The 25961-nt window shown below is 74.3% G+C and carries 23 protein-coding genes; 15 read left to right on the top strand and 8 right to left on the bottom strand.

Features of this window, described 5'->3' with window-relative positions:
* Positions 1 to 209: 209 nt before the first annotated feature.
* Positions 210 to 1232, bottom strand: coding sequence for a hypothetical protein (locus ACZ63H_RS00325; RefSeq protein ID WP_469860674.1), 1023 nt, complete (start codon positions 1230 to 1232; stop codon positions 210 to 212).
* 282 nt (positions 1233 to 1514) lie between these two features.
* Here ACZ63H_RS00325 and purN point away from each other — a divergent pair, with 282 nt between their 5' ends.
* Together purN and purH are read left to right on the top strand one after the other, a co-directional pair.
* On the top strand, positions 1515 to 2153 hold the full coding sequence (purN, locus tag ACZ63H_RS00320; protein ID WP_469860672.1) for a phosphoribosylglycinamide formyltransferase: 639 nt from the start codon (positions 1515 to 1517) through the stop codon (positions 2151 to 2153).
* On the top strand, positions 2150 to 3712 hold the full coding sequence (purH, locus tag ACZ63H_RS00315; RefSeq protein WP_469860670.1) for a bifunctional phosphoribosylaminoimidazolecarboxamide formyltransferase/IMP cyclohydrolase: 1563 nt from the start codon (positions 2150 to 2152) through the stop codon (positions 3710 to 3712). The genes purN and purH overlap by 4 nt, the downstream gene beginning before the upstream one ends.
* A 103-nt stretch (positions 3713 to 3815) precedes the next feature.
* Here purH and ACZ63H_RS00310 read toward each other — a convergent pair whose 3' ends face one another.
* Entirely contained in the window at positions 3816 to 4475 is a 660-nt protein-coding gene (locus ACZ63H_RS00310) for an RDD family protein (RefSeq protein WP_469860668.1), read from the bottom strand.
* 230 nt (positions 4476 to 4705) lie between these two features.
* Between ACZ63H_RS00310 and ACZ63H_RS00305 the strand changes: the two genes are divergently transcribed.
* From ACZ63H_RS00305 to ACZ63H_RS00290, 4 genes are all read left to right on the top strand, one after another.
* Positions 4706 to 5560, top strand: a complete 855-nt coding sequence (locus tag ACZ63H_RS00305; RefSeq protein ID WP_467942483.1) for a bifunctional methylenetetrahydrofolate dehydrogenase/methenyltetrahydrofolate cyclohydrolase — start codon at positions 4706 to 4708, stop codon at positions 5558 to 5560.
* Positions 5550 to 6023, top strand: a complete 474-nt coding sequence (locus tag ACZ63H_RS00300; RefSeq protein WP_469860666.1) for a DUF3017 domain-containing protein — start codon at positions 5550 to 5552, stop codon at positions 6021 to 6023. The genes ACZ63H_RS00305 and ACZ63H_RS00300 overlap by 11 nt, the downstream gene beginning before the upstream one ends.
* A 202-nt stretch (positions 6024 to 6225) precedes the next feature.
* Positions 6226 to 8178 carry a helix-turn-helix domain-containing protein gene (locus tag ACZ63H_RS00295; RefSeq protein ID WP_469860664.1) on the top strand — a complete coding sequence of 651 codons (1953 nt, stop codon included), beginning with the start codon at positions 6226 to 6228 and terminating at the stop codon, positions 8176 to 8178.
* A gap of 326 nt (positions 8179 to 8504) precedes the next feature.
* Positions 8505 to 9494, top strand: a complete 990-nt coding sequence (locus ACZ63H_RS00290) for a malate dehydrogenase (RefSeq protein ID WP_467942479.1) — start codon at positions 8505 to 8507, stop codon at positions 9492 to 9494.
* A 206-nt stretch (positions 9495 to 9700) separates the two neighbouring features.
* Here the strand turns inward: ACZ63H_RS00290 and ACZ63H_RS00285 are convergent, their stop codons facing one another.
* Entirely contained in the window at positions 9701 to 10522 is an 822-nt protein-coding gene (locus ACZ63H_RS00285; protein WP_469860662.1) for a serine hydrolase domain-containing protein, read from the bottom strand.
* A gap of 213 nt (positions 10523 to 10735) precedes the next feature.
* Entirely contained in the window at positions 10736 to 12136 is a 1401-nt protein-coding gene (locus ACZ63H_RS00280; protein WP_469860660.1) for an MFS transporter, read from the bottom strand.
* A 99-nt stretch (positions 12137 to 12235) separates the two neighbouring features.
* On the opposite strand from ACZ63H_RS00280, the gene ACZ63H_RS00275 reads away from it, so the two are divergent.
* The 6 genes from ACZ63H_RS00275 (at position 12236) to ACZ63H_RS00250 (ending at position 20534) form a co-directional block, all read left to right on the top strand.
* A complete protein-coding gene (locus ACZ63H_RS00275) occupies positions 12236 to 13153 on the top strand; it encodes a LysR family transcriptional regulator (RefSeq protein ID WP_469860658.1) in 918 nt (305 codons plus the stop codon).
* A 175-nt stretch (positions 13154 to 13328) separates the two neighbouring features.
* Entirely contained in the window at positions 13329 to 14849 is a 1521-nt protein-coding gene (locus ACZ63H_RS00270) for an aldehyde dehydrogenase family protein (protein ID WP_469860656.1), read from the top strand.
* A 91-nt stretch (positions 14850 to 14940) separates the two neighbouring features.
* Positions 14941 to 16476 carry a GMC family oxidoreductase gene (locus ACZ63H_RS00265; RefSeq protein ID WP_469860654.1) on the top strand — a complete coding sequence of 512 codons (1536 nt, stop codon included), beginning with the start codon at positions 14941 to 14943 and terminating at the stop codon, positions 16474 to 16476.
* Positions 16473 to 17630 (top strand): quaternary amine ABC transporter ATP-binding protein, encoded by a 1158-nt coding sequence (locus ACZ63H_RS00260; RefSeq protein WP_469860652.1) that lies wholly within the window; start codon positions 16473 to 16475, stop codon positions 17628 to 17630. Before ACZ63H_RS00265 ends, ACZ63H_RS00260 begins: the two co-directional genes overlap by 4 nt.
* The gene (locus ACZ63H_RS00255) at positions 17630 to 19582 is read left to right on the top strand and encodes an ABC transporter permease (RefSeq protein WP_469860650.1); all 1953 of its coding nucleotides are present in this window, start codon (positions 17630 to 17632) and stop codon (positions 19580 to 19582) included. The genes ACZ63H_RS00260 and ACZ63H_RS00255 overlap by 1 nt, the downstream gene beginning before the upstream one ends.
* 1 nt (position 19583) lies before the next feature.
* Positions 19584 to 20534, top strand: coding sequence for an ABC transporter substrate-binding protein (locus tag ACZ63H_RS00250; RefSeq protein ID WP_469860648.1), 951 nt, complete (start codon positions 19584 to 19586; stop codon positions 20532 to 20534).
* Between the two features lie 15 nt (positions 20535 to 20549).
* On the opposite strand, the gene ACZ63H_RS00245 is transcribed toward ACZ63H_RS00250, so the two are convergent.
* Genes ACZ63H_RS00245 through ACZ63H_RS00235 form a run of 3 tightly spaced genes read right to left on the bottom strand, consistent with a single transcriptional unit; the run spans position 20550 to position 22209 of the window.
* The gene (locus ACZ63H_RS00245) at positions 20550 to 21272 is read right to left on the bottom strand and encodes an isocitrate lyase/PEP mutase family protein (protein WP_469860646.1); all 723 of its coding nucleotides are present in this window, start codon (positions 21270 to 21272) and stop codon (positions 20550 to 20552) included.
* On the bottom strand, positions 21269 to 21712 hold the full coding sequence (locus ACZ63H_RS00240; protein ID WP_469860644.1) for a carboxymuconolactone decarboxylase family protein: 444 nt from the start codon (positions 21710 to 21712) through the stop codon (positions 21269 to 21271). The genes ACZ63H_RS00245 and ACZ63H_RS00240 overlap by 4 nt, the downstream gene beginning before the upstream one ends.
* Positions 21709 to 22209: a carboxymuconolactone decarboxylase family protein gene (locus tag ACZ63H_RS00235; RefSeq protein WP_469860642.1), complete on the bottom strand. Its 501-nt coding sequence runs from the start codon at positions 22207 to 22209 to the stop codon at positions 21709 to 21711. Before ACZ63H_RS00235 ends, ACZ63H_RS00240 begins: the two co-directional genes overlap by 4 nt.
* A 47-nt stretch (positions 22210 to 22256) precedes the next feature.
* Between ACZ63H_RS00235 and pdxR the strand changes: the two genes are divergently transcribed.
* The 3 genes from pdxR (at position 22257) to ACZ63H_RS00220 (ending at position 25370) form a co-directional block, all read left to right on the top strand.
* Positions 22257 to 23648: a MocR-like pyridoxine biosynthesis transcription factor PdxR gene (gene pdxR / locus ACZ63H_RS00230; protein ID WP_469860640.1), complete on the top strand. Its 1392-nt coding sequence runs from the start codon at positions 22257 to 22259 to the stop codon at positions 23646 to 23648.
* Between the two features lie 100 nt (positions 23649 to 23748).
* Positions 23749 to 24171 (top strand): hypothetical protein, encoded by a 423-nt coding sequence (locus ACZ63H_RS00225; protein ID WP_469860638.1) that lies wholly within the window; start codon positions 23749 to 23751, stop codon positions 24169 to 24171.
* Positions 24172 to 24185: 14 nt separating this feature from the next.
* Complete coding sequence (locus tag ACZ63H_RS00220) at positions 24186 to 25370, top strand: glutathionylspermidine synthase family protein (protein WP_469860636.1); 1185 nt, start codon at positions 24186 to 24188, stop codon at positions 25368 to 25370.
* Here the strand turns inward: ACZ63H_RS00220 and ACZ63H_RS00215 are convergent.
* Positions 25367 to 25939, bottom strand: coding sequence for a TetR/AcrR family transcriptional regulator (locus ACZ63H_RS00215; protein ID WP_469860634.1), 573 nt, complete (start codon positions 25937 to 25939; stop codon positions 25367 to 25369). The two genes, ACZ63H_RS00220 and ACZ63H_RS00215, sit on opposite strands and share 4 nt — an antisense overlap.
* Between the last annotated feature and the right edge of the window lie 22 nt (positions 25940 to 25961).

Here is a 25961-nt window from a genome sequence, read left to right as displayed (position 1 = left end):
GGGGCGACCAGGGTCATGCCCTGGACCGGCCACGGCCTCGCTGCCGGCCCGCCCGGTCCCGCCGGGACCCGGTCCCGGCCGGCCGGAGCCGTGCGCCCCGACCCCCCGCCCTCGCGCGGAAACCCCCGGACGGGTGACTCCTGCCGGTCCGTCCGCCCGAGCCCGAGTCGCCGGTGCTCCCCGCCCCGGCGCTCGGCCGGGAACCGGTCTCAGTCGTTCTGGTCGCCCAGGATGTCCCGCAGCTGGTGCGGGAGCAGGGTCTCGCAGGACTGCTTGGCCTCGTGGGTGAGGGCGTCGCCGACGCAGGTGTAGTAGTCGCGGTAGACCAGCTGGACGGTGAAGGTCGAGGCCACCAGGACCAGCGCCAGGGACGCCGTGACCAGCCCGGCGACGGCCCACGTCCGCTGGGGCCGGCCGGTCGGGGCCGGCGGGCCGGCCGGGGCGTCCGGGGCCGGGGCGTGCGGCTTGGCGCGCAGCGCGCTGGTGCCCCAGTACAGGGACAGCGCGCCCAGCAGCAGCGCCACGTACGGCCAGCTGAACAGGGCGAAGAAGACCGCCCACATGCCGGACAGCAGGGCGTACCGCGCGCGCCGCTGGGCCGGGTCCCGCGGGTCCCAGCGCATGCCGGGACCGGTCGGTCCGCCGGGCCCCTGCGGTCCGCTGCCCGGCCGCTCGCCGAAGCCGCCGGGGGAGCGGCCGGGCTGCCGGTCGCTCCACTGACTGCCCCAGGGCGCCCCGCCCCCGGGACCGGAACCCGGCCCGGGGCCCTGCCCCGCACCGGCGCCCGGCCACGGGGCATAGCCGTGGTCCTGGCCCTGCTGCCCGGGACCCCGCCCCGGTCCGCCCGCGCCCTGCGCACTCCCGGGATCACCCGGATCCCGCGGACGCCAGGGCCGGTCCGGAGTGCCCTCCGGCGGCGGCGCGAACGGATTGTCGTCCTGCCGCTCGCCACCCTGACCGGAACCGCCGGGACCCTGCCCGGGGTCACCGGGACCCCGACCGGACCCGCCGTGCCCGGATCCGCCGTGCCCGGATCCGCCGTGCCCGCCGTGTCCGCCGTGCCCACCGTGTCCCGAACCGCCGGGACCGCCCTGGCCGGAGCCGTCGAGCCCGCTTCCGGGGGTGGGGCCGGGCGGGGAGGACGGACGCTCCCTCAGCAGTGCGGCGCCCCGCTCGCCTCCCTGGGCCGGGCGCGGCGGGAACGTGAGGTGTCGCAGGCTGCGATCGGGCATCAAAAGAGCGTCTTCCCCTAGGTGACTACGGCGGTTCCGTCGTGAGCTTCCTCCCCGTGAACGCACCGCACGACGACCGCGTTCCCGAGGCTGCTCCCTCGTGATTCCCCGCGAACGCTACCGTCCGGCCGGGCACCCGTCCCGAGGGGCCCGTCCGGAGTGCCGGTATCGTTGCTGACGGCCGGCCGCTTCGTAGACTTCCCCGTATCCGGGGGCGCGAAGCATTCGTACGACCGTACAAACCGGCCGAACACGGATCGCAACCCGAGAAAGGGCCCCATCGTGGCCGCCACCTCCGCCGGCCCGGCAGTCAAGCGCCTCGTCGTGCTGGTCTCCGGCTCCGGCACCAATCTGCAGGCGCTGCTGGACGAGATCGCCGCCGTCGGGCCCGAGGCGTACGGCGCCCGGGTCGTGGCCGTGGGCGCCGACCGCGAGGGCATCGAAGGGCTGGCCCGGGCCGAGCGCGCCGGGATCGCCACCTTCGTGCGAAAGGTCAAGGACCACGGCACCCGCGAGGAGTGGGACGCCGCCCTCGCCGAGGCCGTCGCCGCGTACGAGCCCGACCTCGTGGTCTCCGCCGGGTTCATGAAGATCGTCGGCAAGGAGTTCCTGGCCCGGTTCGGCGGACGCTTCGTCAACACCCACCCCGCCCTGCTCCCCAGTTTTCCCGGCGCCCACGGCGTCCGTGACGCGCTCGCGTACGGCGCCAAGGTGACCGGCTGCACCGTCCACTTCGTCGACGACGGTGTCGACACCGGCCCGATCATCGCCCAGGGCGTGGTCGAGATCCGGGACGAGGACGACGAGAGCGCGCTGCACGAGCGCATCAAGGAAGTCGAGCGAAGGCTGCTCGTCGAGGTCGTGGGGCGGCTCGCCCGGCACGGCCACCGCATTGAGGGACGAAAGGTAGTTATCCAGTGACCGCCGAGAGCAACAAGCGGGCGATCCGACGCGCGCTCGTCAGCGTCTACGACAAGACCGGCCTGGAGGAGCTGGCCCGCGGACTGCACGAGGCCGGTGTGGAACTGGTCTCCACCGGCTCCACGGCAGGCCGGATCGCCGCCGCCGGCGTCCCCGTCACCAAGGTCGAGGAGCTGACCGGCTTCCCCGAGTGCCTGGACGGCCGGGTGAAGACCCTGCACCCGAAGGTGCACGCGGGCATCCTCGCCGACCTGCGCCTGGACAGCCACCGCACGCAGCTCGCCGAGCTGGGCGTGGAGCCGTTCGACCTGGTGGTCGTCAACCTCTACCCGTTCCGCGAGACCGTCGACTCGGGTGCCTCGCCCGACGAGTGCGTGGAGCAGATCGACATCGGCGGCCCCTCGATGGTGCGCGCCGCCGCCAAGAACCACCCGTCCGTGGCCGTGGTGACCAGCCCGGAGCGGTACGCCGACGTCCTCGCCGCGGTCAAGGACGGCGGCTTCGACCTCGCCGCCCGCAAGCGGCTGGCCGCCGAGGCGTTCCGGCACACCGCGGAGTACGACCTCGCGGTCTCCTCCTGGTTCGCCGCGTCCTACGCCCCCCTCGACGACTCCCGCTTCCCGGACTTCACGGGCACCACCTACACGCGCAAGGCCACCCTGCGCTACGGCGAGAACCCGCACCAGGACGCCGCCCTGTACGTGGACGGCACCGGCGGTCTCGCCGAGGCCGAGCAGCTGCACGGCAAGGAGATGTCGTACAACAACTACACGGACACGGACGCCGCCCGCCGTGCCGCGTACGACCACGACGAGCCCTGCGTCGCGATCATCAAGCACGCCAACCCCTGCGGCATCGCGGTCGGCGCGGACGTCGCCGAGGCGCACCGCAAGGCGCACGCCTGCGACCCGGTCTCCGCGTACGGCGGTGTGATCGCCGTGAACCGGCCGGTCAGCAAGGAGATGGCCGAGCAGGTCGCCGAGATCTTCACCGAGGTCATCGTCGCGCCGGACTACGAGGAGGGCGCGCTGGAGGCCCTCGCCAAGAAGAAGAACATCCGCGTGCTGAAGGCCCCGGGCGCGCCCGCGAACGCGGGCGAGGCCAAGCCCATCGACGGTGGCGTGCTGCTCCAGGTCACCGACCGGCTCCAGGCCGACGGCGACGACCCCGCCCACTGGACGCTGGCCAGCGGCGAGGCGCTCTCCGAGGCGGAGCTGAAGGAGCTGGCCTTCGCCTGGAAGGCCTGCCGCGCGGTGAAGTCCAACGCGATCCTGCTCGCCAAGGACGGCGCGTCGGTCGGCGTCGGCATGGGCCAGGTCAACCGCGTCGACTCCTGCAAGCTGGCCGTCGAGCGGGCGGGCGAGGAGCGGGCCCGGGGCGCCTACGCGGCCTCCGACGCCTTCTTCCCCTTCCCCGACGGCCCGCAGATCCTGATCGACGCCGGCGTCCGGGCGATCGTCCAGCCGGGCGGCTCGATCCGGGACGAGCAGGTCGTGGAGGCCGCCAAGCAGGCGGGCGTGACCATGTACTTCACGGGCACGCGCCACTTCTTCCACTGAGCCCCGCGCCTCGGCGTCTTCCCGCCCGTCGCGGCCGGCGGGCGGGAAGACGCGTGAAGCCGTGCGCCCTCACGGGCGCACGGCTTCTTGGCGGTGCGTACGGTCAGTTCTGGACGACCATGGTGCTCGCGGCCTTGTCGTGCCAGCCCTGCTGGCGGCCGGACTTGTCCCAGAACGGGGACAGGTAGACGACCAACTGGCCGATTCCGCAGGCGAAGCTGCCCACGATGGGGATGATCCAGCGGATGAACGACTTGCCGAGGCCCGGCTTTCGGCCGTCCTCGACCTTGACGACCCGGATGCCGACGGCCAGCTTGCCGAGCGTCGCGCCGCACAGGCCGGTCATCAGCCACTCGTAGACCAGGCCGATCACCGCCATGACGCCGATGGCCGCGGCTATGCCGCTGGCGACGTTCGAGCCGGCGTTGTCGATGCAGCTCTGGTAGTCGACCGCCGAGGGGTCGCACTTCTTGGCCTCGCCGATGACGCCCGCGACGCCGACCGCGACCAGGATGGCGTAGATCACGCCGAAGACGACGGCGTCGATCAGACGGGCACCGAAGCGGCGGCCCATCGAGGCCACGCGCGGGGCCGGTCCGCCCGGGAAGCCCGGTGCCTGCGGGTAGCCGTAACCGGCGCCCTGGGGCGGCAGACCGGGCGCCTGCGGGTAGCCGTAACCGGGCTGTCCCTGCTGCGGGTAGCCGTAGGGCTGCTGGGGCTCCTGGGGCGGGCCGTAGCCGGGGTTGGGCGAGCCGTAACTCATGACCGATTTCCTCTGTTAACGCTTCGGGGACGGCGCGGAAGGCACGGAGGAACGTCAGGAACTGAGCGGTTTGCCCCCCACCAGACCGCGGTATTGCGCCGATCATCGTCATGGCTGTGGGCGAAATTTGTCCAGTCGGTGACCCCATGTGTTGTGCAAGTGCAACATCAACGATCAAGCCGTGACACCCGGATTGGAACCGGGAGCGGGTCATCCGCGAGGATGGGGACATGACCGCCCAGATTCTCGATGGCAAGGCCACCGCAGCCGCGATCAAGTCCGATCTGACCGCCCGCGTGGCGGCGCTGAAGGAGAAGGGCGTCACGCCCGGCCTCGGCACGATCCTGGTCGGGGACGACCCCGGCAGCCAGAAGTACGTCGCCGGCAAGCACCGCGACTGCGCCCAGGTGGGCATCGCCTCCATCCAGCGCGAACTGCCCGCCACGGCCACCCAGGAGGAGATCGAGGCGGTCGTCCGCGAGCTGAACGAGGACCCGGCCTGCACCGGTTACATCGTCCAGCTCCCGCTGCCCCGGGGCATCGACGAGAACCGCATCCTGGAGCTGATGGACCCGGCCAAGGACGCCGACGGCCTGCACCCGATGAACCTCGGCCGGCTGGTCCTGAACGAGCCCGCCCCGCTGCCCTGCACCCCCAACGGCATCCTCACCCTGCTGCGCCGCCACGGGGTGGAGATCAAGGGCGCCGAGGTCGTGGTCGTCGGCCGCGGTGTCACCATCGGCCGTCCGATGCCGCTGCTGCTCAGCCGGCGCAGCGAGAACGCCACCGTCACCCAGTGCCACACCGGCACCCGTGACCTGTCCGCCCACCTCAAGCGCGCCGACATCATCGTCGCGGCGGCCGGCTCCCCGCACCTGATCCGCGCCGAGGACGTCAAGCCGGGCGCGGCCGTCCTGGACGTCGGCGTCTCCCGCAACGCCGAGGGCAAGATCGTCGGTGACGTGCACCCGGACGTCACCGAGGTGGCCGGCTGGATCTCCCCGAACCCCGGCGGCGTCGGCCCGATGACCCGGGCCCAGTTGCTGGTCAACGTGGTCGAGGCGGCGGAGCGCAGTGCCGGCTGAGGACGCCCGCGAGCACGCGGAACCCACGGTGCGCGACGCGATCAGCGCCCCGGACGCCACGGGGCGCCCGCGCCGCGTCACCCGCCGCTTCCCGCTCTTCACCCGGGACACCGCCCGCCCCGAGGGCGGCGGCCGGGCGGCGCCCGGCGGCGCTCCGGCGCCCGCCCGGCAGTGGCCGCTGCTCACCGTCGTCGGCCTGGTCGCGCTCGGTCTGCTGGTGACCGCGCTGGACGCGTTCCGCGCGGGGACGCTGATCATCGGTCTCGCCCTGCTGGGCGGCGCGGTGCTGCGCTGGATGCTGCCCGACGTCGGCATGCTCGCCGTACGCTCCCGCTTCACGGACATCGCCACCTACGGCGTCCTGGGCCTGGCGATCTTCCTGCTGGCGCTGATGATCCAGCCCGACCCGCTGCTGAAGCTGCCCTTCCTGAAGGACATCCTGCACTTCACGCTCACCAAGTAGCGCGCGCCGTACGGCAGGTGGCCCGCCTCTCCCCCGGGGACGCGGGCCACCTCCCGTCCCGGCCCGCCGAGGTGGGGGCCCGCCGCCGGCCACCCGTCGTGTGCGTCCGGCCCCGGGAACTGGAATCCTTGGGCAACGCATCCCTGTGGGTGGCCGGGGACGCTCGAGATCGACAGCACGACCGGGGGAAGAGGGGGAACCCATGCCTCGATGGACAGCCTTGCCGGACGATCTGGACCCGCAGATCACGGAGTTCACCGTCGGGTTGCGGCAACTGGTGGACCGTGGTGGTCTGAGCGTCGCGGCACTGGCCGACCGGACGGGCTACGGCGCGACGTCCTGGGACCGGTACCTGGGCGGCCGGCTGCTGGCGCCCAAGGGTGCGGTCATCGCCCTCGCGGAGGCCACCGGCACCGACCCGGGCCCGCTGACCACCCTGTGGGAGCGGGCCGAACGCGCCTGGAGCCGGGCGGAAGTGCGGGACGGCAGCACGATGCAGGCACTGCGGATAGCGGAGGGGCGGAACAACCGGAAGCCCGCCGACGAGGACACCGGGCCCGCTGCCGGGAAGGCGGCCGGGAAGGGTGTCGGAAAGACCGCGGGCAAGGGGCTCGGCGCGAGCACCGGGCAGGGCGCGGGCGAGGAGGCCGGGACGGGCGCCGGCAAGGGGCCCCGCGAAGGAGCCGGGCAGGGCGCCGGAAGCGGGTCCGGCAAGGGAACAGGCACGGGCGCGGGATCCGCACAGGGCGGCGGCACCCGTACCGCCGCAGTGCCGGGGAGTACCGGTCCCGGCTGGGCCTCGCCGGCCGTCCCCTCCCAGCCGACGGACCCGGACACCGGCACCCGCGACCGCACGGCGGCGGACGGTCCGGCGCGCGGTGGGGCCACGACCTCGGACGGCCGGGGTGCTCTTGGCACCGGTGCGGCGAGCGACGGTGGCGCGGCACTCGGCGGGCGGTCCGGTGCGGACCCGGCGAGTGGCGGGACCGCGGCCGGCCGGGGCGGTTCCGGTTCCGGTGCGGCGGGTGACGCTGGCGGGGGCCCGGCGAGTCGTGGCGGCGCGGGCACGGTTCCCGGTGGTTCCGGTGCGCGTACGGCCGGTGGCGGCCCGGCGGCCGGCGGGCGGTCCGGTGCGGACCCGGCGAGTGGCGGGACCGCGGCCGGCCGGGGCGGTGCCGGTTCCGGTGCGGCAGGCGACGGCGGCGAGGGCCCGGCGAGTCGCGGGGGCGCGGGCACCACGGCCGGTGGTGGTTCCGGCGCGGTGGCCGGCGGCACCGGTGCGCCCGTCAAGAACTCCTGGGGCCTGGCCGGTTACCGGGGCCCGTCGCAGGCGAGCGCGCGCCCGGGCGCCCGGCCCGGCGGAACCCCGGCGGCCGCACCTTCGGCGCCCCTCGGCAAGTCCGTCGGCCCCCTCGGCAAGCCCGCCGGCCCGACGGCCGCCCCCGGCGGCCCCCTGGGCACTCCCGCCGGTCCCTCGGGTGCCTCGGCGGGACCGTTCGGCACTCCCGCCAACTTCCTCAACATCCCCGCCGGAACCCCCGGCATGCCCGCCGGCGCCCTCGACACCCCGCCCGGCCCCGACGCGACCCGCCCCCTGGGCACGCCGTCCGGTCCGGCCCGTACCCCCGCAGGGGGGCACACCGGGCCGGGGCAGGGGTGGTCCGCGCGGCGGCAGCAGGTGGTGATGTTCTTCGCGGGGCTGATCGGCGTGCTCGCCCTCATCGCCGGGGTCTTCTACTTCACTCACCGCGACGGCGACGGCAAGGCCGGGAACGAGGCCAAGCCCTCCCCGTCGGCCTCCGCCCACCCCAGCCCGCCCCCCGGCGTCAAGTGCGCCGGCTCCGACTGCACCGGCAAGGACGCCGAGGCCATGGGCTGCGGCGGTGACCTGGTGACCACGGCCAAGACCGCCACCGTGGGCACCACCACCCTGGAGGTCCGCTACAGCAAGGTCTGCGGGACCGTCTGGGGCCGGATCACCAGCGGCGTGCCCGGCGACACCGTACGGGTCAGCGCGGGCAAGGAACGGCAGACGGGTGACATCACCGCAGCGGGGGACACCATCGGGTACACCCCGATGGTCGCCGTACGGAACCCGGCTCAGGCCAGGGCCTGCGCCACCCTCGCCTCGGGCCAGACCGGCTGCACGGAGTGAAGAATTCCGGTAGACGCGCATAGGGCGCCGGATCCCGGGCACGCGAAAGGTACCCCCACGGGAGTCCGGAACTCCGGCCCCCCCACCGGCGGCCGCCGCCGTCCCACCTCTCCCGGACGGCGGACGGCCGCCGTTCGCGTCCCCACACCGCCGCCGGCCAGGCGTTACGTCCCCACTGGTCCCCTTGTGGGGTGAGCCACACGGCCCCGGACGTCTCGCATGCCGGATGAGCGATAGCCTGTCCGCTGATCTCTCTTGATACCAAGAGATCGATCATCCGCCCGGGGCAGGGACGCCCCACCGCCAGCTGTCATACGGAGAACGCCATGACCCGCACTCCCGTGAACGTCACCGTCACCGGCGCGGCCGGCCAGATCGGTTACGCCCTGCTCTTCCGCATCGCCTCCGGCCAGCTGCTCGGCGCGGACGTGCCGGTCCGGCTGCGCCTCCTGGAGATCACCCCGGCGCTCAAGGCCGCCGAGGGCACGGCGATGGAGCTGGACGACTGCGCCTTCCCGCTGCTCAAGGGCATCGACATCACCGACGACCCGAACGTGGCGTTCGACGGCGCCAACGTGGCCCTGCTGGTGGGCGCCCGCCCGCGTACCAAGGGCATGGAGCGCGGTGACCTGCTGGAGGCCAACGGCGGCATCTTCAAGCCCCAGGGCAAGGCCATCAACGACCACGCGGCGGACGACATCAAGGTGCTCGTCGTCGGCAACCCGGCCAACACCAACGCGCTCATCGCGCAGGCCGCCGCGCCGGACGTCCCGGCCGAGCGCTTCACCGCGATGACCCGCCTGGACCACAACCGCGCGCTGACCCAGCTCGCGAAGAAGACGGGCAGCTCGGTCTCCGACATCAAGCGCCTGACCATCTGGGGCAACCACTCCGCCACCCAGTACCCGGACATCTTCCACGCCACCGTCGCCGGCAAGAACGCCGCCGAGGTCGTGAACGACGAGAAGTGGCTGGCCGAGGACTTCATCCCGACCGTCGCCAAGCGCGGTGCCGCGATCATCGAGGCCCGTGGCGCCTCGTCGGCCGCCTCCGCCGCCAACGCCGCGATCGACCACGTCCACACCTGGGTCAACGGCACCGCCGAGGGCGACTGGACCTCCATGGGCATCCCGTCGGACGGCTCCTACGGCGTCCCGGAGGGCCTGATCTCCTCCTTCCCGGTCACCTGCAAGGACGGCAAGTACGAGATCGTCCAGGGCCTGGACATCAACGAGTTCTCCCGCGCCCGCATCGACGCCTCCGTCAAGGAGCTGGCGGAGGAGCGCGACGCGGTCCGCGGCCTCGGCCTCATCTGAGCGTCCGGATGTGACTCCGGCGGCCGGTGTGGGCTATAGTCGATCACACACCGGCCACCGGAACTCCCGGAAGCCGACTGTGCGTTGGTGGTCCAAGGAAAGACGCCCCGCTTCCTGCGGGGAGATGCAGGTGCAAGGCCTGCCCGGCGCTCCACACACGAGGTCCCCTCCCGCGACGGCGGGAGGGGACCTCGTCGTATGCGGCCCTACGCCCGCCGCAGCAGCGCGATCCCGGCCCGGTCGGTGTCCTCCGCCCGCCCGCCCAGCCGGTGCACCACGGCCCACCGCCCGTCCGCCATCGCCCCGGCGAACACGGAGGCGTCCCCGGTGGCGCCGTTGTGCCAGGTCAGTGCCCCCGCCGACTGCCAGCCCAGGGCCGGTTCGCCCAGCCGCCGGTCCACCAGCAGCGCCACGACGAGCGCGGCGACCGCGCGCGGCGTCGCCCACAGGCCGCCCGCCGGGAGGATCGCCCCGTCCATCGTCCAGGGCCTGCGCCGCGTCCCCGGCCACAGCCCGGGCGCCGTCAGCCGCCGACCGGGCGCCGGGCGGGCGGTCACCTCGGTGACGCCCGCCGGCCGCAGGACGTACGCCTCCAGCAGTTCTTCGTAGCCGGCCCCGCCCGCGGCGGCCAGGGCGGCGCCGAGGACGGCGTACCCGAGGTTGGAGTACTCCTCGTCCCCCGGCGGGCGTACGGCGACGGTGTCCAGGCCGCGGACCAGCCGCGCCAACTGCGGCGGGCCGAAAGCCGCGTACGGGTCCCGGCCCGCCGTGCCGGGCGGCAGCCGGGGGAGACCCGAGGTGTGCCGGGCCAGGTGCAGCAGGGTGATGCCGGTGCCCGAAGGCGCCGGGAGCCACCGTTCGACGGGATCGTCGGGCCCGGCCACGCCCGCCGCCGCCAGCCGGGCGAGCAACGTGCCGGTCAGCGCCTTCGTGAGGGAACCGATCTCCACATAGCGGTCCGGCGCGTGCCCGCCGGTCACCCGGGGCGGGGCCGCGTCGGTCAGCGCGCAGGTGGGGACACGGCGCACGGCGGGTCCTCTCGATCGGGGCTCGTACCGGGTACGACGCCCCACCGCCCACGAACGGTTCGGGCGGCCGGGGTTCCGGACGCGGCGCCCGACGCCCACCGGGCGGTCGAGACGCCGGTCCCCGCGTCGCCGTGGCCGTCGGGGTCGCCGGGTCTTCAGGGCCGCCGGGGGCGTGGACGCACCGTGCACGGCGCGCGCGGCCCGCCGGACGGTTCAGGCGACCGGCTGCCGCGTCGCCGTCGGAGCCGCCGGGGCCGTCGGGGACGGGCGGCCGGGGTCGCGGTAGCCGGTGACGACCGCGGCCGTGGCCACCAGGACCGTCAGGCCCACCACCCGGAGCGCCGGGCCCATGCCGGTCGCGAAGTCGGAGTGGGACGCCAGCGCGGTGCCGGCCACGGCGACACCGAGGGCGGCGCCGATCTCGCGGGCCGAGGTGCCGAGGCCGGAGCCGAGGCCCGCCCGGTGCGCGGGCAGGGACACCACGACGCCCAGGGTGAGCGCGGGCATGGCCAGGCCCGCGCCCGCCGAGATGACCAGCAGCCAGCAGGCGTACAGCGGGTAGGGCGTGTGCGCGTCCGCCGTGGACGCGGCCAGCAGGCCGAGGCCGATCAGTGCCAGCCCCGTGCCGACGACCGGACGCGGACGCGCCGACCAGCGGGCCGCGAACCTCGGGACCAGGGCCATGCCGACGATCAGCGGCACGATCGCGACCCCGGTCACCGCCGGGCCGTAGCCCTTGACCCGCTGGAGGTACTGCGAGTTGACGAAGAACAGCGCGAACAGGCCGAAGAAGCCGGTCGCCAGGCCCAGCGTCGTCGCCCGCAGCGCGCGGGAGCGGAAGACCCGCGGGTCGAACAGCGGGGCGCGCGAGCGCAGGGCGTGCGCGGTGAACACGGCCAGCAGCAGGGCGCCCGCCGTGAACGCGGTCAGGATGCGCGCCGAGGTCCAGCCGTGGCCGGGGCCCTCGATGATGCCGAACAGCACGGCGACCAGGCCTGCCGTGAGCAGCAGGGTGCCGGCCGGGTCCGGGCTGCCCTGCGCGGCGCGGGCGGTGCGCGGGGTGGTCACCGCCACCGCGGCCGCGAGCACGGCGGCCAGCGGCACCATCGCGGCGAACAGCGACCGCCAGGACAGGTACTGGCCGGCCAGGCCGCCGCCCAGGTTGCCCGCCATGCCGCCCAGCCCGATGGCCAGCGTCCAGGACGCCATCGCCCGGGCCCGGTGCTCGGGCCCGGCCAGGTGCACCAGGATCGACATCGTCGCCGGGGTGATCAGCGCCGCCCCGGCGCCGGACAGGCCCCGGCCCGCGATCAGCGGCACCGGGCCGGTGGCCAGCGCGCTGGTGGCGGCGCCCGCGGCGAACAGGGCGAGGCCGGCGAGCAGGGCGCCCTTGCGGCCGTGGCGGTCGCCGAGCGCGCCCGCCGGGATCAGCAGGCCCGCGAAGACGATGACATAGGCGTCGACCGTCCACAGGACCTCGGTGGGCGACAGGTGCAGACCGGACGAACCCAGTTGCGGTATCAGCAGGTTGACGGCCGCGACCATGCTCTGGGCGACCAGGACGCAGGCGCACAGCGTGAGCAGGACGGGGCGGGTCGGGGCGTGCGCGGGCACGGCTCCTCCGGGAGCTGGGGGGTGGGGTGGGATGCGCCCTCACCGTAGGCTCGCCCGTGACCTTACTTCCAGTGCAACCTTCGCAAGGGACACCTGCACATGACGCAATCCACCGGCCTGGACCTGAATCTGCTGGTCGCGCTGGACGTGCTGCTGGAGGAGGAGAGCGTGCAGGGCGCCGCCCGCCGGCTGCACCTGTCCGAGCCGGCCATGAGCCGCACCCTCGGCCGGATCCGCAAGGCGCTCGGCGACCCGGTGCTGGTCCGCGCCGGCCGCCGGATGGTGCCGACACCGCACGCGCTCGCCGTGCGCGCCGAGGTCGGCGCGGTGGTGGAGCGGGCCCGTGCCCTGTTCGCGCCGGGCCGGGACGCCGACCTGCGCACGGTGACCCGCACCTTCACCGTCCTCGGCCACGACATGATCGCCGCCGTCCACGGCGCGACCCTCTTCGCCCGCGCCGCCCGCGAGGCCCCCGGCGTCCGGCTGCGCTTCCTCAGCGAGAGCCACACGGACGCCCCCTACCTGCGGCAGGGCATCGCCGACCTGGAGGTCGGGGTCATCGACGCGACCGCGCCCGAGGTGCGGGTGGAGACCGTGCGCGAGGAGCGCATGCTCGGCGTCGTACGGCCCGGCCACCCGCTGCTGGACGGCGCGCCGACACCCGAGCGGTTCGCCGGGGCGGCGGGGCACCTCGGCGTCTCCCGGCGCGGCCGGCAGCACGGCCCGATCGACGACGCCCTCGCCGCGCTCGGTCTGCGGCGCCGGGTGGTGGGCAGCGTCGGCGGCTACCCGGCCTCGCTGTTCGTGCTGCGCGAGACCGACCTCGTCGGTCTGATCACCGAGTCGGGCCGCCCGCTGGCCGACGCCCTCGGGCTGGCCGTCTTCGAGATCCCGCTCGCGCTGCCGGCGATGCGGCTGGGCTTCGCCTGGCACCCGCGCCACGACGCCGACCCGGCCCACGCCTGGCTGCGCGACTGCGTACGGGAGCTGCTGACGGCGCGGCCGGCAACCGGCTGACCTGCGACGGCCTTCCGTTTGCGTCCGTTATGCCCACCGTTTTCCGTGACCCCGCGCACGTTCGGCCACGGATTCCGCATGCCTCGCCGGGGCCCTGGGCAGGCGGCGACGGTCCCCGAGAGTGACACGCGTGTGACACAGGGACACGGAACAGGAACGGAAGGCAACACCGAACATGGCGGACAGAACGGAACGACAGCCCCGGGCGACCATCCACGCGGACGGCGCGTGGCTCGCGGCGGCCTCCGGCGCGACCCGGGAGATCCTCGACCCGGCGGACGCCCGGCCGTTCGCCGTGGTCGCCGAGGGGGACGAGCAGGACGCCGACCGCGCGGTGGCCGCCGCCCGGCAGGCCTTCGACCGCGGCTCCTGGCCCCGCACCCCGGTCGCCGAGCGCGCCGCGCTGCTGCGCCGCGTCGCCGACCTCCTCGTGCGCGACCGCGAGGAACTCGGCCTGCTGGAGAGCCGGGACGCCGGCAAGACCGTCGAGGAGGGCCGCGTCGACATCGACTGCGTCGCCGACGCCTTCCGCTACTTCGCCGACCTGGTCGCCGCCGAGGCCCCCGGCCGGGTGGTCGACGCGGGCTCGCCCGGCATCCACAGCGTGGTCGTCCACGAACCGGTCGGCGTCTGCGCGCTGATCACCCCCTGGAACTACCCGCTGCTCCAGGCCAGCTGGAAGATCGCCCCGGCGCTCGCGGCCGGCAACACCTTCGTGGTCAAGCCGAGCGAGATCACCCCGATGACCACCGTCGCGCTGATCGGCCTGCTGGCCGAGGCGGGCCTGCCCGCGGGCGTGGCGAACCTCGTCACCGGCCCCGGCCACACCGTCGGCGCCCGGCTCGCCGAACACCCCGACGTCGACCTGATCTCCTTCACCGGCGGCCTGGCCAGCGGCGTCAAGGTCGCCCAGGCCGCCGCGCCCACCGTCAAGAAGGTCGCCCTCGAACTCGGCGGCAAGAACCCCAACGTCGTCTTCGCCGACGCCTGCGCCACCGAGGAGGGCTTCGACACCGCCGTGGACCAGGCCCTCAACGCGGCCTTCATCCACAGCGGCCAGGTCTGCTCGGCCGGCGCCCGGCTCGTCGTCGAGGAGTCCGTCCGGGACCGCTTCGTCACCGAACTGGCCCGCCGCGCCCGCAGGATCAGGCTCGGCCGCGGCACCGTCGACGGCGTCGAGTGCGGCCCGCTCGTCTCCGAGCAGCAGCGCGCCAAGGTCGAGGCGTACGTCGCCTCCGCCCTCGAAGAGGGTGCCGTCCTGCGCTGCGGCGGCAAGCGGCCCGAGCCGTCCCCCGAACGCCCCGCGTCCGGCTGGTTCTACGAGCCGACCGTCCTCGACCACTGCCACCGCGAGATGCGCGTCGTCCGCGAGGAGGTGTTCGGCCCGGTCCTCACCGTCGAGACCTTCCGCACCGAGGAGGAGGCCGTCCGGCTCGCCAACGACACCGAGTACGGCCTGGCCGGCGCGGTCTGGAGCGCGGACACCGCGAAGGCCCGCAGGGTGGCGTCCCGGCTGCGCCACGGCACCGTCTGGATCAACGACTTCCACCCCTATCTGCCGCAGGCGGAATGGGGCGGCTTCGGCAGGAGCGGCACCGGCCGCGAGCTGGGCCCCGCCGGACTCGCCGAGTACCGCGAGACCAAGCACGTCTACGAGAACCTCGCGCCGAAGCCGGTGCGCTGGTTCGCCGGCTGACCCCCCGGCCCGCCGGCCCCCGCCCAGCCCGCCGGCCCTCCCTCAGACCTCCGCACCGAGTCCGAGTCCGAGTACCTGGAGTAGTACCCCCATGTCCGACACCACCCCCCACGTCTACGACTACGTCGTCATCGGCGGCGGCACGGCGGGCTCCGTCATCGCCTCCCGCCTCACCGAGAACCCCGACGTCACCGTCGCCGTCATCGAGGGCGGCCCGAGCGACGTCGGCCGCGACGACGTCCTCACCCTGCGCCGCTGGATGGGCCTGCTCGGCGGCGAACTCGACTACGACTACCCGACGGTGGAGCAGCCGCGCGGCAACTCCCGCATCCGGCACAGCCGCGCCCGCGTCCTCGGCGGCTGCTCCTCGCACAACACCCTGATCTCGTTCAAGCCCCTGCCGTCCGACTGGGACGAGTGGGAGGCCGCCGGCGCCAAGGGCTGGGGCGCCGTCCCCATGGAGGCCTACTTCGCCCGCCTGAAGAACAACATCGTCTCCGTCGACGAGAAGGACCGGAACGCCATCGCCCGCGACTTCGTCGACGCGGCCCGGTCGGCGCTCGGGGTACCCCGCATCGAGGGCTTCAACCGGGCGCCGTTCACCGAGGGCGCCGGCTTCTTCGACCTCGCCTACCACCCCGAGGACAACAAGCGCTCCTCCGCCTCCGTCGCCTACCTCCACCCGGTGATGGACGAGCGCCCCAACCTGACGATCCTGCTGGAGACCTGGGCGTACCGGCTGGAGCTGGACGGCACCCGCGCCGAGGGCGTGCGGGTGCGCGCCAAGGACGGCACGGAGCTGCTGGTCCGCGCCCGCGAGGAAGTCGTGCTGTGCGCGGGCGCCGTCGACTCCCCGCGCCTGCTGCTCCACTCAGGCATCGGCCCCCGGGCCGACCTCGAAGCGCTCGGCATCCCCGTCGTGCACGACCTGCCGGGCGTCGGCGAGAACCTGCTCGACCACCCCGAGTCGGTCATCGTCTGGGAGACCCACGGCCCGATCCCGGAGAACTCGGCGATGGACTCCGACGCGGGCCTGTTCGTGCGCCGCGACCCGGAGCACGCCGGACCGGACCTGATGTTCCACTTCTACCAGATCCCGTTCACCGACAACCCGGAGCGCCTCGGCTACCGGCGGCCCGAGTTCGGCGTCTCCATGACCCCGAACATCCCCAAGCCCAGGAGCCGCGGCCGCCTGTACCTGACCAGCGCCGACCCCGCCGTCAAGCCGGCCCTCGACTTCCGCTACTTCACCGACGAGGACGACTACGACGCCCGGACCCTGGTCGACGGCATCCGCATCGCCCGCGAGATCGCGAGGACCGAGCCGCTGGCCGGCTGGCTCAAGCGCGAGGTGTGCCCCGGCCCGGAGATCACCGGCGACGCCGAGCTGAGCGAGTACGCCCGCAAGGCCGCCCACACCGTCTACCACCCGGCCGGCACCTGCAAGATGGGCGCCGCCGACGACGAACTCGCCGTCGTCGACCCCGAGCTGCGCATCCGGGGTCTGGAGGGCATCCGCATCGCCGACGCGTCCGTCTTCCCGGCCATGACCGCCGTCAACCCGATGATCGGGGTGCTGATGGTCGGGGAGAAGGCCGTCGACCTGATCGGAGGTGACCTGCGATGACCCTCACCGTCCCCACCCGCAAGCCCCCCACCGCGGGCGACCCCGTCTTCTCGGTGTCCCACCTGTGGAAGGTCTTCGGACCCAAGCCCGAGCGGGTCCCCGCCGACCCGGAACTCAGCGCCCTGCCCGCGGCCGAACTCCGCTCCCGCACCGGCTGCACGGCCGCCGTCCGGGACGTCTCCTTCGACGTCCGCAAGGGCGAGGTCTTCGTCGTCATGGGCCTGTCCGGCTCCGGCAAGTCCACCCTGGTCCGCTGCCTGACCCGGCTGATCGAGCCGACGGCCGGCACCATCGCCATCGACGGCGAGGACGTCCGCGCGATGGACACCTCCCGGCTGCGCGAGCTGCGCCGGCACCGGGCCGCGATGGTCTTCCAGCACTTCGGGCTGCTCCCGCACCGCACGGTCCTCGACAACGTCGCCTACGGCCTGGAGATCCAGGGCGTCGGCCGGTCCGAACGCCGCGAGCGCGCCGCCGAGTTCGTCGCCAAGGTCGGCCTGGCCGGCATGGAGAGGCGCCGCCCCGGCCAGCTGTCCGGCGGCCAGCGCCAGCGGGTGGGGCTCGCCCGGGCGCTGGCCGTGGACCCCGAGGTGCTGCTCTTCGACGAGCCCTTCAGCGCGCTGGACCCGCTCATCCGCCGGGACATGCAGGACGAGGTGACCCGCCTGCACCGGGAGGAGGGCCGCACGATGGTCTTCATCACCCACGACCTGAGCGAGGCCCTGAAGCTCGGCGACCGCATCGCCCTGATGCGCGACGGCCGCGTGGTCCAGCTCGGCACCCCCGAGGAGATCGTCGGCGCCCCGGCCGACGACTACGTCCGCGAGTTCGTCCGCGACGTCCCCCGCGAACAGGTCCTGACCTGCCGGACGGCCATGCGCCCCGCGTCCCCCGGGGACGCCGCGGGCGGTCCGGCCCTGCGCCCCGAGGCCACGGTCGCCGAGGCCATCGAGGCGGTGGCCCGGGCGGGCACCCCGGCGCGGGTGATGGACCAGGGACGCTGCCTGGGCGTGGTCGACCACGACCGGCTGCTCGGCGTCGTGGCGGGCGTCACCCCCGGCACCCGGCCCACGGCCACCACCGCGACGACGGCCGCCACCACCGTGCGGACCGACGGCGCCGCCGCGGCCGGCGCCACCCCGGAGGCCGTCTGATGGCAACGCTCAGCCTCCCGACCTCCGGAACCAAGGCCCCCCGCCTCCTCAGGAACCGGGCCGCGGCCAAGCTCCTCCTGCTCGCCCTCCTGACCGCGGTCCTCCTGCCCGTACTGCACCGCTGGGGCAACGGAACCTGGCCCCACTCGCTGACCATCAGCCTCGACAAGCCCCTCGCCTCCGCCAGCGACTGGGTCATCGACAACCGGGACAGCCACCCCCTGTTCCTGTACTTCCTCGGCCACCTCAGCAACGCGGTCGTCATCGCCGTACGCGCCGTCTACCTCACCCTCCTCGCCGCGGGCTGGGCCGGTGTCACGGCCTTCGGCGCCCTGCTCGCCTGGCGGCTGGCCGGCCCGCGCCTGGCCGCCGGCACGGCCCTCGCCCTGCTGGCCTGCGGCGCGCTCGGCATGTGGGTGCCGACCATGCAGACCCTCGCCCTGATGGTCGTGGCGGTCCTCGCCTCCGTCGCCGTCGGCGCGCTCCTCGGCGTCGCCGCCGGCCTGTCCGACCGGCTCGACCGCGCCCTGCGCCCGGTCCTGGACACCATGCAGGTGCTCCCGGCCTTCGCCTACCTCCTCCCCGTCGTCCTGGTCTTCGGCATCGGCGTGCCCGCGGCCGTCCTCGCCACCGTCGTCTACGCCGCCCCGCCGATGGCCCGCCTCACCGCGCTCGGGCTGCGCGGGGCCGACCCCGAAGTCCTGGAGGCCGTGGAGTCGCTCGGCGCCACCCGCCGCCAGCGGCTGCTGACCGCCCGTATCCCGCTGGCCCGCGAGGAACTGCTGCTCGGCCTCAACCAGACGATCATGATGGCGCTGTCCATGGCCGTCATCGCGGCCGTCATCGGCGCCGGCGGCCTCGGCGACCGCGTCTACCAGGCGCTCGCCTCGGTCGACGTGGGCGCCGCCCTCGCCGCCGGCATCCCGCTCGTGCTGCTCGCGATCGTGCTGGACCGGCTCACCGGAGCGGCGGGCGACGGCACCGCCCGCCCGCGGGCCACCGGCCGGCCGAGGATCACCGGCTGGGCCGCCACCCTGGCCGGCACCGTCGCCGCCGCCCTCGCCGCCCGGCTGCTCGGCGCCTCCGACTGGCCCGCCGGCCGGACCCTGGACATCGCCCAGGGGGTCAACCGGGCCGTCGACTGGATGACCGACCACCTCTACTCCGGCATCCCGGTCGTCGGCGGCACCGCCGACTGGGCGGGCCGCTTCACCACCTGGGTCCTGGACCCCGTCCGCGCCGGGCTCCAGGGCATGCCCTGGTGGTCGGTGCTGCTCGTGGTCGCCGCCCTGGCCTGGCTGATCGGCACCTGGCGCACCGCGCTGACCGCCGTCCTCGCCATGGCCGCGATCGGCGTGCTCGGCGTGTGGGAGCCGTCGCTCGACACCCTCTCCCAGGTGCTGGCCGCCGTCGCCGTCACCCTCGTACTGGGCCTCGCCACCGGCATCGCCGCGGCCCGCAGCGACCGCGTCGACCGCGCGCTGCGCCCGGTCCTGGACGTCCTCCAGACGATGCCGCAGTTCGTGTACCTGATCCCGGTCGTCGCCCTGTTCGGCGTCGGCCGCGCCCCCGCCGTGGCCGCGGCCGTCGTCTACGCCCTCCCGGCCGTCGTCCGGATCACCGCGCAGGGCCTGCGCCAGGTCGACCCGGCCGCCCTGGAGTCCGCGCGCTCGCTCGGCGCGACCGGACGGCAGCAGCTGTGGCAGGTGCAGCTCCCGCTCGCCCGGCGCGCGCTGCTGCTCGCCGTCAACCAGGGCGTGGTCCTGGTCCTCGCCGTCGTCATCATCGGCGGCCTGGTCGGCGGCGGCGCCCTCGGTTACGACGTCGCCTTCGGCCTCGCCCAGGGCGACCTGGCCACCGGCCTGGTGGCCGGCGCCGCCATCGTCTGCCTGGGCCTGATGCTCGACCGGGTGACACAGCCGACCGGGCGCCGCCCGGGGAAGGGAGCCTGACATGCGCCGTACCGCGATCACCGCCGCCGCGGCCGCCTTGACCCTCGCCACCGGCTGCGGCGCCGCCGACATGACCAGGCAGGCCAGCCCGTTCGCCAACGCCCGGGGCGCGAAGACGGTCACCCTGTCCGTGCAGTCCTGGGTGGGCGCGCAGGCCGACGCGGCCGTCGCCCGGTACGTCCTGGAGCACAAGCTCGGCTACCGCGTCGACACCGTCCAGGTCGACGAGGTCCCGGCCTGGGACGCGCTCAGCCAGGGCCGGGTGGACGTCCTCCTGGAGGACTGGGGCCACCCCGAGCAGGTGAAGCGCTACGTCGAGGACAAGAAGACGATCACACCCGCCGGCGGGCTCGGGGTGACCGGACACATCGGCTGGTACGTGCCCGCCTACTTCGCCGAGCGGCACCCGGACGTCACCGACTGGCGGAACCTGGACAAGTACGCCCACCTCTTCCGCACCGCGGAGAGCGGCGGCAAGGGCCAGCTGATGGACGGCTCCCCGTCCTACGTCACCCACGACAAGGCCCTGGTGAAGAACCTGGGACTGGACTACCAGGTCGTCTTCGCCGGCTCCGAGGCCGCGCAGATCACCCAGATCAAACGGTTCGCCAAGGAGAAGAAGCCCTTCCTGACGTACTGGTACTCCCCCCAGTGGCTGTTCGAGAAGGTGCCGATGACGGAGGTGAGGCTGCCGCCGTACAAGGAGGGCTGCGACGCGGACGCCGCGAAGGTCGCCTGCGCCTACCCGCACACCCTGCTGAAGAAGTACCTCAACGCGGACTTCGCGAAGTCCGGCGGCGAGGCGGCGGACTTCCTGAAGAAGTTCCGGTGGACCACCGGGGACCAGAACGAGGTGTCGCTGATGATCGCCGAGCAGAAGCTGTCCCCGGCCGAGGCGGCGAAGAAGTGGGTGGACAGCCACCCGTCCGTGTGGAAGAAGTGGCTGTCCTGACCGGACGTCCCGGGTCTACGGCAGCAGCCCGGCGGCGATCTCCCGCAGCGCCGCCGTGGCCCGACGCTGCAGGCCCGGCCCGAACGTGACCCGGGTGGCCCCGAGTTCGCCGAGCGCGGCGGGCGAGGGGCCGTCCCCGTCCAGCCGGGCCAGCAGGTTCAGCGGACCCTCGATCCCCGAGCGCAGCAGCGGCACCACGTCCGGCGGGGCGAAGATCGGGTACACGCAGTCGGCGCCCGCCGCGCGGTACAGCGCGGCCCGCTCGACGGCCCGTTCCGGATCGCCGTCGCCGTGGATGAAGACGTCGACGCGGGCGTTGACGAACAGCCGGCCGGCGGCGGCCTCCCGCACCCCGGCGAGGAACTCGGCGTGCGCGTGCGGGTCCTCGAGGACACCCCCGTGCGAGTCCTCGATGTTGCAGCCCACGGCCCCCGCCTCCAGCAGCCGTTCGACCAGCTCCCGCGGCGCCAGCCCGTAACCGTCCTCGACGTCCGCCGACACCGGTACGTCCACCGCCCGGGTGATCCGGGCGACGGCCGCGAACATCTCGTCGGCCGGGGTGGCCCCGTCCGCGTAGCCGAGCGAGGCGGCCACCCCGGCGCTGGGCGTGGCCAGCGCCGGGAACCCGGCCTCCGCGAAGACCCGCGCGGCCGCCGCGTCCCACGGCCCGGGCAGCACCAGCGGATCGCCCGGCACGCGCCCCCGGTGCAGGGCGCGGAACTCCTCGGTCCCGGTCACGGCCGCCGGCCCCCCGGGGGCACCCGGCGGCTGACCATCAGGCGGTTCCAGCCGTTGATGACGGTGATCAGGGCGATGAGATGGGCGAGCGCGCCCTCGTCGAAGTGCTTGGCGGCCCGCTCGTACACCTCGTCCGGCACGAACCCGTCCGTGAGGACGGTGACCGCCTCGGTCAGCGCCAGCGCGGCCCGCTCCCGCTCGCTGTACAGCTCCTCGGTCTCCTCCCAGGCGCTCAGGAAGTGGATGCGGTCCTCCGACTCCCCGTTCGCGCGGGCCAGGCCCAGGTGCATGTCGAGGCAGAACGCGCAGTGGTTGATCTGCGAGGCGCGGATCATCACCAGTTCGGCCAGGGCCGGGTCGCCGAGCCCCTTCTTCGCCGCCGCGCTGACGGCGGCCATCGCCTGGAAGACCTTCGGGTCCAGCAGCTGGGTACGGTTCACTTGTGCTGCCCCGGGTGGTAGTGGCCCGGAGGGGTCCGGGTGGACACGCCGAACCGGTTCCAGGCGTTGATCACGGCGATGGCGGCGATCAGCTGGGAGAGTTCGGCCTCGTCGAAGTGCTTGGCGGCCCGCTCGTACACCTCGTCCGGCACGAACCCGTCCGTGAGGACGGTGATCGCGTCGGTCAGCTCCAGCGCCGCCAGCTCCTTCTCGGTGTAGAAGTGCCGCGACTCCTCCCACGCGCCGAGCTGGATGATCCGCTCCACGCTCTCGCCGGCCGCGAGGGCGTCCTTGGAGTGCATGTCGAGGCAGCGCGCGCAGTGGTTGACCTGGGAGGCGCGGATCTTGACCAGCTCGCGCAGCCGGGGGTCCAGGCCCTGGTTGGCGACGGCGTCCAGCTGGATCATCGCCTTGTACACCTCGGGCGCGTGCTGGGCCCAGCGCAGGCGCGGCGGCTCCTCGTGGGCGTAGGTGACGGGTTCCTCGTAAGTGCTCATGCTCTCGACCCTAGAACCGAGGCAGCCCAGGGGTATGGTCCATTCCCATGGCGGAATCCTGGGCCACTTTGGGCGTCGACCTGCATCTCGAACCGGCCCTCGCGGGCGGGCTGCGCCGGGGCCTGACCGACGCGCTGCGGGACGCGGTGCGCACCGGCCGGCTCGCCCCCGGCACCCGGCTGCCGTCCTCCCGGTCCCTCGCCGCCGACCTCGGCATCGCCCGCAACACCGTCGCCGAGGCCTACGCCGACCTGGTCGCGGAGGGCTGGCTCACCGCCCGGCAGGGCTCCGGCACCCGGGTGGCGGACCGGGTGGTCGCCCCGCCGTCCGCCGCGTCCGGACCGGGCCGCCGGGAGCCCGGCCGCCCCGCCCACAGCCTCGTCCCCGGCACCCCCGACCTCGCCGCCTTCCCGCGCACCGCGTGGCTGAAGGCCGCCCGCCGGGCACTGGCCACGGCCCCCGCCGACGCGCTCGGCTACGGCGACCCGCGTGGCCGGCGCGAGCTGCGCACCGCCCTGGCCGGATACCTCGCCCGGGTCCGGGGCGTGCGCGCCACCCCGGACAGCGTCGTGGTCACCGCGGGCTTCTCGCACGCCCTGCGCGTCCTCGGCGCGGTGCTGCGCTCGCGCGGGGCGGACACGGTCGCGGTGGAGTCCTACGGCCTCGACGTCCACTGGCGGCTGCTGCGCGCGGCGGGCCTGGCCACCCCGGCGCTGCCCTACGACGCGCTCGGCACCGACCCCCGCCCGCCGGACCACGCCGGTGCGGTGCTGCTCACCCCGGCCCACCAGTTCCCGACGGGCACCCCCCTGCACCCCGACCGGCGGGCCGCCGTCGTCGACTGGGCGCGGCGCACCGGCGCCCTGGTCCTGGAGGACGACTACGACGGCGAGTTCCGCTACGACCGCCAGCCCGTCGGCGCCCTCCAGGGCCTCGACCCCGACCGGGTGGTCTATCTGGGCACCGCCAGCAAGTCCCTCGCGCCCGGGCTGCGGCTGGGCTGGATGGTGCTGCCGCCGGCCCTGGTCCAGGAGGCGGTCGCGGCCAAGGGCCACGTCGACACCCTCGGGGCGCTGGACCAGCTCACGCTGGCCGAGTTCCTCGCGTCCGGCGCCTACGACCGGCACGTCCGCTCCGCCCGCCTGCGCTACCGGCGCCGCCGCGACGCCCTCGCCGCGGCCGTGGCCGGCCGGGCGCCGGCGGTGCGGGTGACGGGCATCGCGGCCGGACTGCACGCGGTGCTGCGGCTCCCGCCGGGCCTGGAGCAGCCGGTCGTCCAGGCGGCCGGCCTCCAGAACCTGGCCCTGCACGGACTGTCCTACTACCGCCACGCCGAAGCGGTCGCCGACCCCCTGGACGCCCTGGTGGTCGGCTACGGCACACCTGCGGACAGCGCGTGGACGGGCGCGTTGGAGGCCCTGTGCCGGGTACTGCCCTGAGAAGGGGCGCCGGACGGCCGAAAGCCACCCCCCGGCCGGGCGCGCGCACCCGCCTCTCTAGGCTGTCCGCCGGACATCGACTCGACGGGGGAGACACACCATGGCGCACACCAAAAGGCAACTCCGGTCCGGCACGGTCGTCCTGGGCGGTGTGGGTCTGCTGGCCGCCGCCCTCACCGCCTGCTCGTCCGACCCGGACAAGCGCTGCGTGGACCGGGACAGTTACAACGTCGCCAAGGGCTTCAAGGTCGTCTCCGACAAGAACTGCAAGACGACCACCGGCGGCTCCTCCTCGGGCCGGAAGAGGTCCGTCAAGAAGGGCGCCAAGCGACCGGTCAACGCCGACTGGTACTACGGCGGCAAGGAGAAGAACGGCTGGGTCGACGACGGCTCCTTCACCAAGTCGAGCGGCTCGGGCGGCGGTTCGGGAAGCGGCAGCTCGGGCGGTTCGTCGTACGACAACGGTGGCGGCGGGGTGAGCCGCGGCGGCTTCGGCGGCGGCCACGGCAGCTCCGGCGGCTGACCGGAGCGGACGACATGGAACGCCGTACCCTCACCCCCCGCCCCGGCTGGCAGCAGACCGTCGAGGCGCAGGGCCTGGTCTACCCCCTCACCCGCCACCCCGACGGCTCCCTGCGCCCGTACTGGGACGAGAGCGCCTGCTACGTCTTCTCCCTCCAGGAGGTCGAGGCGCTGGAGGAGACCGTCGCGGAACTGCACCGCATGTGCCTCGCGGCGGCGGCCCACATCGTGGCCGAGGACCGGCTCGCCGACCTCGGCATCACCGACCCCCGGGTGGCCGACGCGGTCACCGAGTCCTGGCACCGCCGGGCCGAACTGCCGTCCGTGTACGGCCGGTTCGACCTGCGCTACGACGGTACGGGTCCGGCGAAACTGCTGGAGTACAACGCCGACACGCCCACCTCGCTGGTGGAGGCGGCCTCCCCGCAGTGGTTCTGGATGGAGGAACGTTTTCCCGGCGCGGACCAGTGGAACTCCCTGCACGAACGCCTGGTGGAGGCCTGGCGCGCCCAGGCCGCGCTGCTGCCGCCCGGCGCCCCCCTGCACTTCGCGCACTCCGCCGCCGACGAACTCGGCGAGGACCTGATGACGGTCGCCTACCTGAAGGAGACGGCGGAGCAGGCCGGCCTCGCCACGGACTGGCTCGCGATGGAGGAGATCGGCTGGGACTCCCTCTCCGGCCGCTTCGTCGACAACCGGCTCCGCTTCATCCGGGGCATCTTCAAGCTCTACCCCTGGGAGTGGCTCACCACCGACGCCTTCGGCGGCCACGTCCTGGACACCCTGGACAACGGCGGCGGCACCGGCAGCACCCTGTGGATCGAGCCGGCCTGGAAGATGCTGCTGAGCAACAAGGCGCTGCTGGCGATCCTGTGGGAGCTGTACCCCGGCCACCCCCACCTGCTCCCCGCCTACCTCGACGGCCCCCGCGACCTCGCCGCCACCACCGGCTACGTCGCCAAGCCCCTGCTGGGCCGCGAGGGCGCGGGCATCACCGTCCACGGGCCCGGCACCCCGCCGGCCCCCCGCGAGGACCCCTGCTGCTACCAGCAGCTGGCCCCCCTCCCCGTCTTCGACGGCAACCACGTGGTCCTCGGCACCTGGATCGTCGGCGACGAACCGGCGGGCCTCGGCATCCGCGAGTCCACCGGCCTGATCACCGACGAGTACGCCCGCTTCCTGCCCCACGTGATCCTCTAGACCGCCGCGCCTCCGAGCAGCGACTCCACCGCCCCCCGGGCGTGCCGTGCCGGGGACGGGTCGCCGGTGATGCCCGCCGTGACCATCGCTCCCTCGGCGAGGAGGTAGACCGGTTCGGTGAGCGGGAGGCCGGTGGCGTGGACCCAGGCGGCCAGTTGGTCGTGGAAGGCGCGCTTGTGGGCGCGGACCTCCCGCAGGACCGCCTCGGAGGCGGTGCCGAGTTCGCCGTGGGCGTTGATCCAGGCGCAGCCGCGGAAGCCGGGCTCGGCGAACCAGACGGCGAGCCAGTCGAAGACCGCCAGCACCCGTTCGCGCGGGTCCGCCACGCGCTCCACGTGCGCGGCCAGGCTCTCCCGCCAGCGCCGGTCGCGCCGCCGGAGCATGGCGACGACCAGGTCCTCCTTGGTCGCGAAGAGCCGGTAGATCCGCTTCAGGGGCAGCCCGGAGGCATCCCGGACCCGGTCCATGCCGACCGCCTGGACACCGTGCGCGTAGAAGAGCGTCTCGGCGGCGTCCAGCAGGCTCGCGCGGTCCGCGCGGTCGCGTTCCGCGGTGGCGGGGGCGGGCATCCGGGCTCCTCGTGTCTCCTTG

The organism is Streptomyces sp. NPDC104831 (assembly GCF_055583025.1).
This window is presented reverse-complemented; position numbering and strand designations above follow the sequence as displayed.